A 13,767-nucleotide genomic window follows, 5' to 3' on the forward strand; every position below is an offset into this window, starting at 1 on the left:
CTGGTTTAAGTGGGAATTTCACAAAGGAAAATCTGAAGAGCATCAGGTACAAAACAATATCCCCCTTAAATTACACACCACTTAAGCCAGACCGCAACGGGTGTGAGCCAGTGTAAATCAGGGGGCTACTGTTACAGGAAACTTTGAAGTTAATTAGCTCCTGGATATTTCAAAATAATTCTAAAAACAACAAAAAGTAACTCACAGAGATAACTGTCAGGCACTGGCCTGCGCCATGAACATAATGGTGTCTGAGGTAAAAGAACCGTCATCCTGAAATGCAAAATGCTGGCGGACTTCTTCCGGAGCCGTGCCCTGCATTGCCCGAATGGCGTCAGATAACACGGGTGGCGTTTTCATGCGCGCAATCCAGGTGGCAAACTCCAGCGGCAGGCGGTCACACACCAAATGTCTGGTCATCAGCCCACTTTCACTGGCAAACTGCATCCATTCACTCTGGCTGTAATTGCGCACATGAGACGGGTCGCGCAGAATTTCTATGGTCTGTAACCAGGTATCCAGTAACGGTGAGCCCGGTGAGACGATATCCATCATAATGAACGTGCCACCTGGCTTCAGTACCCGTTTTACTTCGCGCATTGCTTTGCCAACATCGTGCCAGTGATGGGCGGAATAACGGCTGATGACCACATCAAAACAACTGTCACTAAACGGCAGCACTTCCGCCATCCCCTGGCTTACCTGAATATTACTGAAACCACGGTCACAGGCTGCTGCGCTTACCACGGCCAACATTTGTTCTGATAAATCATAAGCGGTAACCTGCGCCACCTTTTCTGCTGCAACAAAACTGGCGTGGCCTGCGCCGCAACCTAAATCCAGCACACTGGCCTGAGGTTTTTCTGCCAGCCACTCCCCCAGACGCACCAAATCCGCACCGGCAGAATGTACCTGGCTGGTTAAATATGCCTGAGCCTGGGAGCCAAATTGTTGCCCGGTTAATACATGATGTTTTATCGCCATCGCTATTGCCTTTTTGATTGTATGTGTACAGGTCATTACTCCAGTTTCCCAGAAAACCGCGCGTGCAAAACGCATTATCCCCGGGGTTGAGCTCACTATAGAGAAGTGTTTATATTGGTACAATATTGCCATTTATACTGGTATTAACAGGTACTACCTTATGCAAAACACGTTATTTTCAGGGCCAAAAGCGCTGGGGGCATTTCTGCGTTCAGTAAGGGAAAACACCGCCCCGGCAGATATTGGCTTGCCAGCCATGGGACGGCGGCGCACCAAAGGGTTGCGCCGGGAGGAAGTGGCGCAATTAAGTGGCATCAGTACCACCTGGTATACATGGATTGAACAGGGACGCGATATTGTGGTGTCTGCGCAAACTCTGGCTAATATTGCCGGGGTGCTGAAAATGAAGCCTTCCCAGCGCCAGTATTTATTTCACCTGGCACTGAAAAGCGACCCACAGGAGGAGCAGATTCAGGTAGTGGAAGAGGAAGTGCTGGCATCCGTACGTCAGGTGGCCTCGCCTTGCTATTTACTGGATATCACCTGGAACATGCTGGCATGGAACAGTGCGGCACAGGCGCTGTTTACCGGCTGGCTGGATACAGAGCAGCGGCCCAACATGATGACGTTTATGTTTCAGCACCCGTTGTCCCAAACACTGGTTTGCGACTGGGAAAACCGGGCCAGCAGAATCGTGGCTGAATTAAGAGCAGATACCATGCATTACCAGCATGACCAGGGGCTGAATGCCTTTGTTACCCGGATGAATAATGACAGCGAAACCTTCCGTGAATACTGGTCGCGCCAGCAGGTTGTGGTTCGCGAAGGTGGGGAGCGCACATTCTGTAATGCACAAGGGAAATTGCAGCAGTTCCGCCAGGTATCCTGGCAATTAACCAGCAACCGCTCAGTAAAAATGATCATGCTGATGCCGGAGTAAGCGATATTTATTTTCACCCGTCGGGGGAAAGCATCTTCGCTCATGCTAATAACGCTATTTCCCCGGCTATCTTGCCGCTAAAATCAATAATTACAACTGCAAATATTTAATAAAAATAATCCGTTCTTTCAGTTTGTTATTTTATATCAATACACTTTTTGAACTAATAGTATAATGGAAAAACTTCATTTTACCTTTCAGCACAGATACTCGCGCCAGTCACCTACTAAATATAGTACTCACAAAATTACCCTGCCTGCCGATATGATTGCCCAGGATTATTAGTGCCGGTTACTTCACTAATCAGGCCATATCATCACCATATTATTTTTTGATTCTATCAATGGGGTTCGCATGAAAAAAATCGTTAAATGGTTAACTGCTTTTGCAGTTATTGGTGCGCTGGCAGGATGCGCACGTACTGCGCCAATTGACAATGTCAATGCCACAATCAGCGCTGGCCATTCGGCTGAGCAAGTGAAAAGCGCTATCTTAAAAGCTGGCGTTGAGCGTAAGTGGACGATGAATGAGACTTCACCTGGTGTTATTTCTGCCCGCCAGCAATCTCATGGGCATGTTGCTGAAGTTCGCATCACCTATTCTGCAAACAGTTATGCCATTAACTACGTCAGCAGCATTAACCTGCGCGCATCCGGCGGAAAAATTCATAAAACCTATAACCGCTGGATCAGTAACCTGGACAGGGCGATACAGTTAAACCTGGCCAGCGGTACGCTGTAAGCACTAACAGATGCTAACCGGGCGCACTGCCCGGTTGTCTACTTTGATACTGGACAAGGTTATTCTTGATGTACGAGCAGGATACACTCAGCGCGCTGGATGCCATTACCGAAGCACAACGGATAGCTTTCGCCCCCATGTTATTTCAAACCGCATTATGCTTACGTAATTCGGGGATCCTTGCCTTTCTGGATAAACAAGGGTCAACAGGGGCGACACTGGAAGAAATTGTCGCAAAGAGCCCGCTCAGCGAATATGCGGCCAGTGTTTTGCTGGATTGTGGTTTGAGTGGCCGGATCATCACCCGCAAAACATCCTGCTATTATTTATCTAAAGTTGGGCATTTTCTGCTGCATGACCCGATGACCCGCGTCAACATGGATTTCACTCAGGATGTCTGTTACCAGGGCATGTACTATTTGTCCCAGGCTCTGGAAGAAGCACAACCTGCAGGCCTGAAAGTGTTCAGTGATGAACCGACTATTTACCCTGTCTTATCTCAACTCCCCTCACCCGCCCGGGAGAGTTGGTTTGCGTTTGACCATTACTATTCAGATATCGCATTCAATACCATTCTGCCGCTCATTTTTGCCGCAAAACCACGCACCTTATTTGATATCGGCGGAAATACCGGAAAACTGGCGATACGTTGCTGTGAATACGATGAAAATATCGCCGTCACTATTTTGGATCTGCCACAACAAATTGCGCTGGCACGCAAGAACATCGAAAAAGTGGGATTTTTCCATCGGATTCATTGCCACGAAATTGATATGCTCAGCAATCAACCCTTGCCTGATGGCGCAGATATATGGTGGATGAGCCAATTTCTGGATTGTTTTTCACCTGAACAAATTGTCGCTATTTTAAGCAAAATAGCACGAATAATGAAGTCGGGTGCGCAATTGTATATAATGGAACTGTTTTGGGACGTACAAAAGTTTGAGGCAGCAGCCTTCAGCCTGAATGCCACTTCGTTATACTTTACCTGTATGGCAAATGGTAACAGCCGCTTTTACAGTTTGGAAAAATTTAATCACTACCTTGAGTTAGCTGGATTCCAGGTAAAACAACGCCATGACAATCTGGGTATCGGGCATACCTTGTTGATATGCGAGCCTTTTTAATACGCGGCAGGCTTTGAGAATGGTCTGACCTACTAAATAACAGTTTTATCGCAGAAACGCGTTGATGAAATTTGCACTTGATATTATTGACTGGCAGGCACGGGCTCCTGGACTTAGCGAGGCAACAGAGTGGTTGCACTGGGCACAGCATCCTTGTGGTATAGACCCCAACGCCCCCCAGGCAAAACTCACAGCATTACCCATGATGACTGCCAGGCGCCTGAATTCAGGCAGCAAACTGGCGGTTGAATGTGGACTTAACATGTTGCGTAAGCACAGCATTGACGCAGTGCTTTACACCAGCCGACACGGCGAACTGGAGCGCAATTACCGTATTCTGAATGCGCTGGCAGAAGGCCAACCGGTCTCGCCAACTGATTTTGCTATGTCTGTGCATAATTCTGCGGTTGGTAATCTGACTATTGCCGCCCGGCAGCCTGCTGTCACATCTTCATTATCTGCCGGTATGGATACCTTCCAGCAAGGCTTATGCGAAGTTATCTGCCTGCTTCAGGCCGGTTACCAACGCGTATTAATTGTCGATTTTGACGGTGCTTTACCAAAATTTTACCATTCAGGTATGCCTGCCGCGATGCCATGCTGGGCATTTGCTACCGCACTGGTCATTGCCCCCGGGCAAGAACTGTCCTGCGAAACAACCAGCGATGCTGATGGCGCAGAAGCCGCGTTACCGCAAAGTTTGCAATTTCTGCAACATTACCTCTGTGGCGAACCCGAATTCAGCATACCCGGTGAGCGTTTAACCTGGCACTGGAGCCGTTCATGAAACGGCTTAACCAGGCCTGGCGGCTGATGACTACCGGGTTGTGTTTTGCGCTGTTTGGCCTGGGTGGTCTGGTATTGTCTTTAGTCTGGTTCAACTTGTTGCTGGTCGTCGTGCGTAATAAAAATAAACGACGCTGCCTGGCAAGGCGCAGTATTTCTGCCAGTTTTCGTTGTTTTTTATGGATAGCAAGATACACAGGAACGCTAAATTATCGCATTGAAGGTGCCGATATATTAAAGCAGGAACGCGGTTGTCTGGTGGTAGCAAACCATCCAACGCTGATAGATTATGTTTTGCTGGCGTCGGTAATGCCGGAGACAGACTGCCTGGTTAAAAGCAGGCTATTGAAAAATCCCTTTGTCAGTGGAGTCATTCGGGCGGCCGATTACCTGATTAATAGCGAAGCCGACACACTGCTGTCTGAAAGCCAGAAGCGGCTGGCCCGGGGAGAAACGTTGTTGATTTTTCCTGAAGGAACCCGCTCACGGCAAGGGCAGGACATGGTGTTACAACGGGGTGCCGCAAATATAGCTGTACGTTGCCAGTGTGATTTACGTGTCGTGACAATCCATTGTAGCGAACACCTGCTCGATAAGCAGAGCCACTGGTATAACGTTCCGCCCACCAGGCCCGAATTTACGGTATTGGTAAAAGAACGTATTGCGGTAAAACCCTTTACTCATGCCGGCTCTCAAGTACCAACACGAGCAGTAAGGCAACTTAATAAGCACCTTTTACACCAATTACAAATAGTTAATGATCCATTTTTGGGGATGAATGATGCAAGCGCTTTACCTTGAGATTAAAAATCTCATTATTAATACACTGAATTTAGATGAACTCACAGCCGACGATATAGATACAGAAGCCGCCTTGTTTGGCGATGGTCTGGGCCTGGACTCTATTGATGCACTGGAGCTTGGTCTGGCGGTAAAAAACCAGTACGGTGTCGTGTTGTCTGCTGAAAGCGAAGAGATGCGCCAACACTTCTATTCCGTCGCGACCCTGGCCGCGTTTATCAATTCCCAACGCTCCTGAGAATGCATTCATTATGACTGAACACACTAACCAGAACGCAATCTATCAGGAAGTTTCAGCACTGCTGTGCAAATTGTTTGAGATAGATGCAGACAGTATCACCCCTGAATCCCGCCTGTATGAAGACCTTGAACTCGACAGCATTGATGCCGTCGACATGATTGTGCATGTGCAGAAAAAAACGGGCAAAAAAATCAAACCGGAAGAATTTAAAGCTGTTCGCACGGTGCAGGATGTTGTAGATGCCGTCGAACGATTAATGAAAGAAGATTGATTTGCCGTGCGGCATTTTTATCAACGGTTGCTGGTGCTGATAACGGCATTAATGCTGCTGGCATGGCCTTTTTTCGTCTGGTTTGGCCTGGCACATAACGGCCTGCACTGGTTACTCCCTGTAATGGCATTGCTGTTGGTTTTGCGCCTCAGGCAAGTCCGGCGAAGAACAGGCCCTTTGCGCCTCGTCGCACTGAGTGCAGCCGCCGCCGGGTTAGTACTGTGCGTTGCCAGTTTTGTGTTGCGCACTCATCAGTTACTACTTTTCTACCCGGTAGTTGTAAACCTGGTCATGCTGGCGCTGTTTGGTGGATCACTTTTTACATCCATGCCATTGGTTGAGCGTATTGCACGCCTGAAAGAGCCACAATTGCCGCCAGATGGGGTGCGGTACACTCGCCGTGTCACACAAGTCTGGTGCGTATTTTTTGTCGCTAACGGCAGCATCGCGCTTGGTACAGCGCTGTCAGGGGATCTGGCGCTCTGGACCACCTGGAACGGGCTAATCGCTTATTTTCTCATGGGTGGTTTAATGGCTGCTGAGTGGCTGGTGCGCCGCAGGGTAATGAAACGAGAAAGACCATGACACACACACTTCCCTTGTCTCAGTGGCTGGGTAATACGCGTGCTGACGCCACCCCCATTGCCTGGCTTGGCGATAACACCTGGACACAAGCCCGGCTGCGCTATGATGTCGCACAGCTGCTGGCCCAACTCAACAACCACCCGGGCGAACGCTGGGCATTGTGCTTTGAAAACAGTTACCTGTTTATTGTTGCGTTACTGGCAACGCTCTGTGCGCGAAAAATTCCGGTTATTCCCGGGCATTCCCGTATCGCACTGCTAAAAGAACAGTGTGTGTTTTTTGACGGGATACTGAGCGACAAACCGCTGTCATGGCCTGAAAACTTGCTGGTTGTCTCCTCGTCTGGTGAAGCAACGATTACAGAGCAACCACCACTTCCGGTTATTGATGATAACCAGTTTATTGAGCTGTTTACCTCAGGCTCAACCGGGCAACCCAAGCGGGTTGTGAAGCGCATTGCCACACTGGATCAGGAAGCCCAAATTCTGGCTGCCCGGTTTGCCCCGCAGGTGAAGGATTGCCGGGTGGTTGCATCGGTGGTTCCTCAGCATTTATACGGCCTCACCTTTCGTATTGTTCTGCCGATGGCGTTAGGCCTGCCACTGCATGCAGCCATGCTGTATTACGCCGAACAACTGGCGGCACTCACCCCGCAATATCGTTATGTATTTATCAGTAGCCCGGCGTTTCTTAAACGCCTGGATAACCAGTTACCCGCACCACAAGTGGCCATGACGTTTTCCGCTGGCGGCATGCTGCCCTGGCATGATGTGCAATATACCCGCGACTGGCTGGGTCACGCGGTTGATGAAATCTATGGCAGTACTGAAACCGGGATTTTAGCGTGGCGGCACAGAGAGCAGGACCAACAACCATGGGTTCCCTTCCCGGGTGTTTATTTTGCGCATCAGGCCGAGAAATACATTGCCCATTCCCCACTGATTGACAACCCGTCAGGACTGATACTGGACGATATGCTGGAACTCAATGATGACGGCAGTTTCCAGTTATCCGGGCGGCGGGGCCGGGTGGTGAAAATCGAAGAGAAACGGATTTCATTAACGGAAGTTGAGCAGCGCCTGCTGGAGCTGGACGGCGTGAAAGACGCCGCCGCACTCCCTTTATCCCGGGGTGGCCGCCAGGGCATTGGCGCTTTGCTGGTGCTGGATGAAGCACATTACGCTTTATGGTGTACATCAAACAAAAAAACGCTGGAATTCGCCTGGCGGCAGGCTTTATTGCCCTGGCTTGAGCCTGTTGCCATACCGCGTTACTGGCGAGTTATTCAAGAAATCCCGGTCAACAGCATGAATAAACGTGTCTACGGGCAATTACAGGAACTATTCCATGAGACCTCGTGAAATTGCGCGCACCACAGTGCAGCCCAATGAGACAGAGCTTGTGCTGGCCCTTGACCCTGAACTGTTGTGGTTTCGCGGGCATTTTGCCATACAACCTTTATTGCCAGGTGTCGCCCAACTTGACTGGGTGATGCACTACGCCATAACCGTACTGGCTCCGGGCTTTCGCTTTCTCAGTATTCAGAACGTGAAGTTTCAGTCGCCACTGCTGCCTGGCAACATTGTCACCCTGGTCATTCGCTGGTTTCCTGAAAAGCAAATACTTACGTTCAGTTATCACCGCCATGAGGGTGATGAGCGCCATGCAGCCAGTAGCGGGAAGATAAAACTATGTCGGTAAACTTCTCCCCCTGCGTTGTCATTCCTTGCTATAACCACGGCGCAATGATGGCCGGGGTGTTGTCACGGCTGTCCCCTTTCGCTCTGCCTTGTTTTATTGTGGACGACGGAAGTGATTCGGCCACACAGCGCCAACTGGAAGCGCTGGCGAATGGCAACCAGAATGTGCAACTGATCCACCTGCCACAAAACGCGGGCAAAGGCGCGGCCGTTGTCCACGGTTTAACTGTGGCGGCACAACACGGGTTTACCCACGCGGTACAAGTCGATGCCGATGGCCAGCACGCCATTGAAGATATTCCTGCACTGCTGGCGCTGGCTCAGCAATATCCGGACGACCTGATTTCCGGAGCGCCCATTTATGACGACTCCATTCCCCGTTCACGGCTGTATGGCCGCTGGATAACCCACGTATGGGTGTGGATAGAAACCCTGTCACTGCAACTGAAAGACAGCATGTGTGGATTTCGTGTCTACCCAATTGCCCCTACTTTGCGCCTGGCAAACCAGGTCACATTAGGCAAACGGATGGACTTTGATACAGAAGTCATGGTTCGCCTCTACTGGCAAGGGCACAACAGCCATTTTGTCCCAACCCGCGTGACTTACCCGGAAGATGGGTTATCGCATTTTGACGCGTTTAAAGACAATGTGCGTATCTCGTGTATGCATACGCGTTTGTTTTTTGGCATGTTGCCCCGCCTTCCTGCCCTTCTGCTACGCCAGCGCCACACTCAGCACTGGGCAAAACAGCAGGAAGTCAGTGGGCTGTGGGGAATGCGTATCATGCTGAAAGTTTGGCAGTATCTTGGGCGCAATGCATTCTCAGTTTTACTGTGGCCGGTGGTCGCGGTTTACTGGCTACTGGCGCGCCGGGCGCGTGCTGCATCACAACAGTGGCTGAACCGGGTAAAAACCCGGCTGGCGGAACAACACCGACCGGTCCCGCCGCACCTCAACAGTTATTTTCACTTTTTGCGTTTCAGCCAGTCTATGCTGGATAAAATTGCCAGCTGGCGGGGTGAATTACAGCCAGGTAAGCAGATTCAGTTCGCCCCCGGCGCGCAGGAACACCTGGACTTAACCTCACCTCAGGGCCAGTTATTACTGGCTTCCCATTTGGGCGATGTTGAAGTCTGCCGGGCACTCGCTCAGTTGCAGGGCGACAAAACCATTAATGCCCTGGTGTTTCATGAAAATGCGCAACGGTTTAAACAAATCATGGAAGAGATGGCGCCACAAGCGGGGCTGAACCTGATCCCGGTCAATGATATCGGGCCAGAAACCGCCATGTTGCTCAAAGAAAAGCTCGACCAGGGAGAGTGGGTTGCCATTGTCGGTGACCGTCTGGCCGTTAACCCGCAACGTGGTGACTGGCGGGTCACCTGGAGCCAGTTCATGGGGCATCCGGCGCCGTTTCCACAAGGGCCATTTATTCTGGCTTCCATTCTGCGTTGCCCGGTCTTCCTGCTGTTTGCCCTTTCGCAACACGGGCAACTGTGCATCCACTGTGAACCATTCGCCAACCCGCTATTGCTCCCCCGGGGCAACCGTCAACAGGCATTACAGCAGACTATTGACCGTTATGCTGAGCGGCTGGAGCATTACGCCCTCATGTCACCACTGGACTGGTTCAACTTTTTTGATTTCTGGCGCCTGCCCGACGCCGACGATAAGGAGTAACAGGTGTTAAACAACCCACGTTTCACCACGGAAGTCACGCTGACCATTCCTTTTCATGATGTCGATATGATGGGTGTGGTGTGGCACGGCAACTATTTTCGGTATTTCGAAATTGCCCGCGAAGCATTGCTCAACCAGTTCAATTATGGTTACCGGCAAATGAAAGAATCCGGTTATGTCTGGCCCGTAGTCGATACCCGGGTGAAATATCGCGATGTACTGACTTTTGAGCAAAAAATTCGCGTGCGGGCCCAGGTAACCGAATATGAAAACCGCCTGCGCATTGACTACCAAATTTTTGATGATGCTTCAGGGAAGCGTACCACCACGGGCTATACCATTCAGGTTGCCGTAGAAGAAGCCAGCCGGGAAATGTGTTTTATCAGCCCGCCGGTGCTGTTTGAACGTATGGGAGTTACGCAATGAAATACTGGGCACTCGTCTTCACTCTGTTCAGCCATTTTGCCTGTGCCATTACGCTGGATGAACTGCAACAGCGTTTCACGCAAACGCCGGTTATCCGTGCGCATTTTGAGCAGACCCGCACTATCAAAGATATGCCTCAGCCTCTGTTATCTCAGGGAGATATGCTGATTGCCCGTGACCAGGGGTTGCTATGGGACCAGAAATCGCCCTTTTCTATGCTACTGATGCTGAATAATACCCGTATGGTGCAAATCATTAACGGGCAGCCACCACAAGTGGTTACGGCTGAAAATAATCCGCAAATGTTTCAGTTTAACCATTTATTGCGCGCGCTGTTTCAGGCCGACAGAAGTGTACTGGAACAAAACTTCCGTCTTGATTTTCAGGATAAAGGACAAGGGCGCTGGTCGTTACGTTTACAACCCATCACCACACCGCTGGATAAAATTTTCACGTCAATCGACCTGGCCGGGCAGACCTGGCTTGACAGCATTCAACTCTACGACAAGCAAGGTGACCAAACCCGGATAGTGCTTTCTGACCACCGTTTAACGCCCGCAACACTTACCGATGAAGAGCGTAAACGCTTTGACGAACACTAATTCCCGCACTCCGGCTTACCTGTGGGCGGCGGTTTGCCTCGCCATGCTGGCAGCATTGTTCTGCATTCTGCCAGGAGCCAAAATAAACAGTAGCGTACTGGCGATGTTGCCAGAGCAGGCCACAGGCAATATGCCACCGGCACTGAACGATGCATTTATAACGCGCCTGGATAAACAACTGGTGTGGCTGGTAAGCCCGGGCAAAGAAGCACGGCCTCAGGCCGCCCGGTTCTGGCTGAATGCCCTGCAACACAACCCGTTATTCAGCAAGGTAAAAGGGCCAATGGACGCGGCCAGTCAGCAAGCCTGGGGCACGTTTTACTGGCAACACCGCAATGGGCTGATTGACAGTGCGACAAGGCAACGCCTTGAACATGGAGGAAGCGCGCAGGCGCAGTGGGTGCTGGGCCAACTCTACTCAGCATTTTCCGGAGTCAGTGCCAAAGAGTTGCACAACGACCCGCTGATGCTGATGCGTGGCGCACAGTTGGCACAGGCGCAAAGCGGCCAGAAACTCCGCCTGATGGATGGCTGGCTGGTCACCCAGGATGACCAGGGGCGTTACTGGTATCTCATACATGGCGAACTGGCAGGCCACGCTTTTGATATGCACCAGAACCACCAGCTTGTCACCACGCTGGCGGCACTGGAGCAACAATTGAAAGCAGCTTACCCCGACGCCCGGCTACTTTCCCGGGGCACCGTTTTTTACAGTGATTATGCCAGCCAGCAAGCCAAACGGGATATGTCCTCTCTGGGCACGGTGACGATTATTGGAGTGCTACTGCTGATTGTTGCCACTTTCCGCTCACTCCGCCCGTTGCTGTTATGCCTGCTCTCCATTGCCACAGGCGCACTGGCCGGTACACTGATGACCCTGCTTATCTTTGGTGAATTACACCTGATGACGCTGGTGATGAGCATGAGCATTATTGGGATTTCAGCTGATTACTCACTCTATTATTTAACTGAGCGCATGGTGCATGGCGAAGCCGTAACCCCGTGGGAAAGCCTGGCCAAAGTGCGTAATGCCCTGCTGCTGGCATTATTGACCACTATTGCCGCATACCTGCTGATGATGCTCACGCCCTTCCCGGGAATACGCCAGATGGCGGTATTTGCAGCAGCCGGTTTGAGTGCATCCTGTCTGACAGTTCTGTTCTGGCACCCGTGGCTAAGCCAGCGTCTGCCTGTTCGCCCGGTCCCCGCGATGGCATTGTTACTACGCTGGCTGGCAGCATGGCGGCGTAACAACATACTGCGTATTGGGTTGCCTTGCGGGCTGTTTTGCCTGTGCCTGGCAGGCCTCAGCCAGGTGCGCATCAATGATGACATCACGCAGCTCCAGGCGCTGCCACAGTCATTACTCGCTCAGGAAAAAACCATCACCCGGTTAACCGGGCAAAGTCTCGAACAAAAGTGGTTTGTGGTGTATGGCAAGAATGCCCAACAAACACTGGAACGCCTGGAAGCCCTGAAGCCTGAACTGGATAAAGCCCGGCAACAAGGGGTTATTCACCAGTACCGCACTGTTGGCCTGAATTCATTAAAACGCCAGGCAGCGGATTTAGCGCTGCTGCATCAGGCGGCCCCCACAGTAGAAAAGGCGCTAAGCCAGGCGGGGATTACGTCGTTCACGCCAGACCTGACGCCCATGCCGGTTACCGTACCTCAATGGCTGGCAAGCCCGGCAAGTGAAGGCTGGCGGTTGATGTGGATGACGCTTCCTGACGGAACCAGTGGTGTTCTGGTACCGGTAGACGGGGTGGATGCTCAAAAGAGTGAGATTATGGCAGGCATTGCGCAGCAATTACCTGGCGTGAGCTGGGTGGACCGTAAAGCGGCTTTCGACACGCTCTTTTCCCATTACCGCACGGTGCTTACCCGCTTATTACTGGTAGCGCTGGCGGTCATTGCAGCCAGTGCCATCTTCCGCCAGGGGCTACGTCAGGGGCTGGTCACCCTGGTTCCGTCTGTACTGTCGTTAGGCTGTGGCCTGGCCGTACTGGCGTTCAGCCAGCATGCTGTAAACCTGTTTTCATTACTGGCCCTGGTTCTGGTTCTGGGGATTGGGATTAACTACACCCTGTTTTTCAGTAACCCGCGCGGCACCCCGGTAACCTCATTGCTGGCAATCACGCTGGCAATGCTGACCACATTATTAACCCTCGGCATGCTGGTCTTCAGCACGACGCAGGCAATCAGCAGCTTTGGTATTGTCCTGGTCAGTGGCATTTTCTCAGCATGGCTGCTCTCCCCACTTGCCATGCCCCATAAAAAGAGAAAAGTGAAATGATTAAACGTGTGTTGTTCTCTACCTTCTTGTGCCTTGCCGCCACGTTAATCAGCGGGTGCAGCTACCACAAAAACGCAAGTGATGCCGGGCGGCCTCAGGCCTGGCTGGAACCGGGTACCCGCGTCACGCTACCTGCGCCGGGCATTTCTCCGGCGGTTAATTCCCAACAATTGCTCACCGGGTCTTTTAACGGCAAGACTCAGTCACTGCTGGTGATGCTGAATGCGGACGATAAAAAAATCGCGCTGGCAGGGCTGTCATCTATTGGTATTCGGTTATTTTTAGTGACCTATGACAAAACCGGGTTGCATACCGAACAGTCAATAGTGGTTCCACAATTGCCCCCTGCAAGCCAGGTGCTGGCAGATGTTATGCTCAGCCACTGGCCGCTCAGTGCATGGCAACCACAATTACCCCGCGGCTGGACACTGCAGGACAAAGGCGATAAACGCGAACTGCGTAACGCTAAAGGGGCGTTAATCACCGATATTACCTATATACAACGCAAAGGTCGCCGTGAACCAATAAGCATTGAGCAACACGCGTTTAAATACCACATCACCATTCAATATCTGGGCGACTGA

General features: G+C 51.3%; 16 protein-coding genes. 15 read left to right on the forward strand and 1 reads right to left on the reverse strand.

Translation table 11 applies throughout. The annotated features are described in order from the left end of the window. Positions 1 to 216: 216 nt before the first annotated feature. Complete coding sequence (locus tag MPHASIOC01_RS21595) at positions 217 to 984, reverse strand: class I SAM-dependent methyltransferase (RefSeq protein ID WP_064596499.1); 768 nt, start codon at positions 982 to 984, stop codon at positions 217 to 219. Between the two features lie 160 nt (positions 985 to 1,144). Between MPHASIOC01_RS21595 and MPHASIOC01_RS21600 the strand changes: the two genes are divergently transcribed. The 15 genes from MPHASIOC01_RS21600 (at position 1,145) to MPHASIOC01_RS21670 (ending at position 13,767) form a co-directional block, all read left to right on the forward strand. Next, positions 1,145 to 1,924 (forward strand): helix-turn-helix transcriptional regulator, encoded by a 780-nt coding sequence (locus MPHASIOC01_RS21600; protein ID WP_064596333.1) that lies wholly within the window; start codon positions 1,145 to 1,147, stop codon positions 1,922 to 1,924. Between the two features lie 354 nt (positions 1,925 to 2,278). Then, positions 2,279 to 2,665, forward strand: a complete 387-nt coding sequence (locus MPHASIOC01_RS21605; RefSeq protein WP_353613278.1) for a hypothetical protein — start codon at positions 2,279 to 2,281, stop codon at positions 2,663 to 2,665. Positions 2,666 to 2,733: 68 nt separating this feature from the next. After that, positions 2,734 to 3,792 carry a class I SAM-dependent methyltransferase gene (locus MPHASIOC01_RS21610; protein ID WP_064596335.1) on the forward strand — a complete coding sequence of 353 codons (1,059 nt, stop codon included), beginning with the start codon at positions 2,734 to 2,736 and terminating at the stop codon, positions 3,790 to 3,792. A gap of 64 nt (positions 3,793 to 3,856) precedes the next feature. After that, positions 3,857 to 4,579 (forward strand): beta-ketoacyl synthase chain length factor, encoded by a 723-nt coding sequence (locus MPHASIOC01_RS21615; protein WP_353613279.1) that lies wholly within the window; start codon positions 3,857 to 3,859, stop codon positions 4,577 to 4,579. After that, complete coding sequence (locus tag MPHASIOC01_RS21620) at positions 4,576 to 5,379, forward strand: lysophospholipid acyltransferase family protein (RefSeq protein WP_353613280.1); 804 nt, start codon at positions 4,576 to 4,578, stop codon at positions 5,377 to 5,379. Before MPHASIOC01_RS21615 ends, MPHASIOC01_RS21620 begins: the two co-directional genes overlap by 4 nt. Next, positions 5,360 to 5,617: a phosphopantetheine-binding protein gene (locus tag MPHASIOC01_RS21625; protein ID WP_036104525.1), complete on the forward strand. Its 258-nt coding sequence runs from the start codon at positions 5,360 to 5,362 to the stop codon at positions 5,615 to 5,617. The genes MPHASIOC01_RS21620 and MPHASIOC01_RS21625 overlap by 20 nt, the downstream gene beginning before the upstream one ends. Positions 5,618 to 5,630: 13 nt before the next feature. Beyond that, positions 5,631 to 5,891, forward strand: coding sequence for an acyl carrier protein (locus MPHASIOC01_RS21630; RefSeq protein ID WP_064596341.1), 261 nt, complete (start codon positions 5,631 to 5,633; stop codon positions 5,889 to 5,891). A gap of 51 nt (positions 5,892 to 5,942) precedes the next feature. Next, the gene (locus MPHASIOC01_RS21635; RefSeq protein WP_064596504.1) at positions 5,943 to 6,476 is read left to right on the forward strand and encodes a hypothetical protein; all 534 of its coding nucleotides are present in this window, start codon (positions 5,943 to 5,945) and stop codon (positions 6,474 to 6,476) included. Further along, a complete protein-coding gene (locus MPHASIOC01_RS21640) occupies positions 6,473 to 7,837 on the forward strand; it encodes an AMP-binding protein (RefSeq protein ID WP_353613281.1) in 1,365 nt (454 codons plus the stop codon). The genes MPHASIOC01_RS21635 and MPHASIOC01_RS21640 overlap by 4 nt, the downstream gene beginning before the upstream one ends. After that, positions 7,824 to 8,177: a hydroxymyristoyl-ACP dehydratase gene (locus tag MPHASIOC01_RS21645; RefSeq protein ID WP_064596345.1), complete on the forward strand. Its 354-nt coding sequence runs from the start codon at positions 7,824 to 7,826 to the stop codon at positions 8,175 to 8,177. The genes MPHASIOC01_RS21640 and MPHASIOC01_RS21645 overlap by 14 nt, the downstream gene beginning before the upstream one ends. Further along, positions 8,168 to 9,859: a glycosyltransferase gene (locus MPHASIOC01_RS21650; RefSeq protein ID WP_064596347.1), complete on the forward strand. Its 1,692-nt coding sequence runs from the start codon at positions 8,168 to 8,170 to the stop codon at positions 9,857 to 9,859. Before MPHASIOC01_RS21645 ends, MPHASIOC01_RS21650 begins: the two co-directional genes overlap by 10 nt. A gap of 3 nt (positions 9,860 to 9,862) precedes the next feature. Then, positions 9,863 to 10,285: a thioesterase family protein gene (locus tag MPHASIOC01_RS21655; protein ID WP_064596349.1), complete on the forward strand. Its 423-nt coding sequence runs from the start codon at positions 9,863 to 9,865 to the stop codon at positions 10,283 to 10,285. Beyond that, the gene (locus tag MPHASIOC01_RS21660; RefSeq protein WP_064596350.1) at positions 10,282 to 10,887 is read left to right on the forward strand and encodes an outer membrane lipoprotein carrier protein LolA; all 606 of its coding nucleotides are present in this window, start codon (positions 10,282 to 10,284) and stop codon (positions 10,885 to 10,887) included. The genes MPHASIOC01_RS21655 and MPHASIOC01_RS21660 overlap by 4 nt, the downstream gene beginning before the upstream one ends. Then, positions 10,874 to 13,183 (forward strand): MMPL family transporter, encoded by a 2,310-nt coding sequence (locus MPHASIOC01_RS21665; protein ID WP_405027743.1) that lies wholly within the window; start codon positions 10,874 to 10,876, stop codon positions 13,181 to 13,183. Before MPHASIOC01_RS21660 ends, MPHASIOC01_RS21665 begins: the two co-directional genes overlap by 14 nt. Next, a complete protein-coding gene (locus MPHASIOC01_RS21670) occupies positions 13,180 to 13,767 on the forward strand; it encodes a DUF3261 domain-containing protein (RefSeq protein ID WP_064596353.1) in 588 nt (195 codons plus the stop codon). Before MPHASIOC01_RS21665 ends, MPHASIOC01_RS21670 begins: the two co-directional genes overlap by 4 nt.

This window comes from Mangrovibacter phragmitis, assembly GCF_040429585.1.
Lineage (GTDB): Bacteria > Pseudomonadota > Gammaproteobacteria > Enterobacterales > Enterobacteriaceae > Mangrovibacter > Mangrovibacter phragmitis.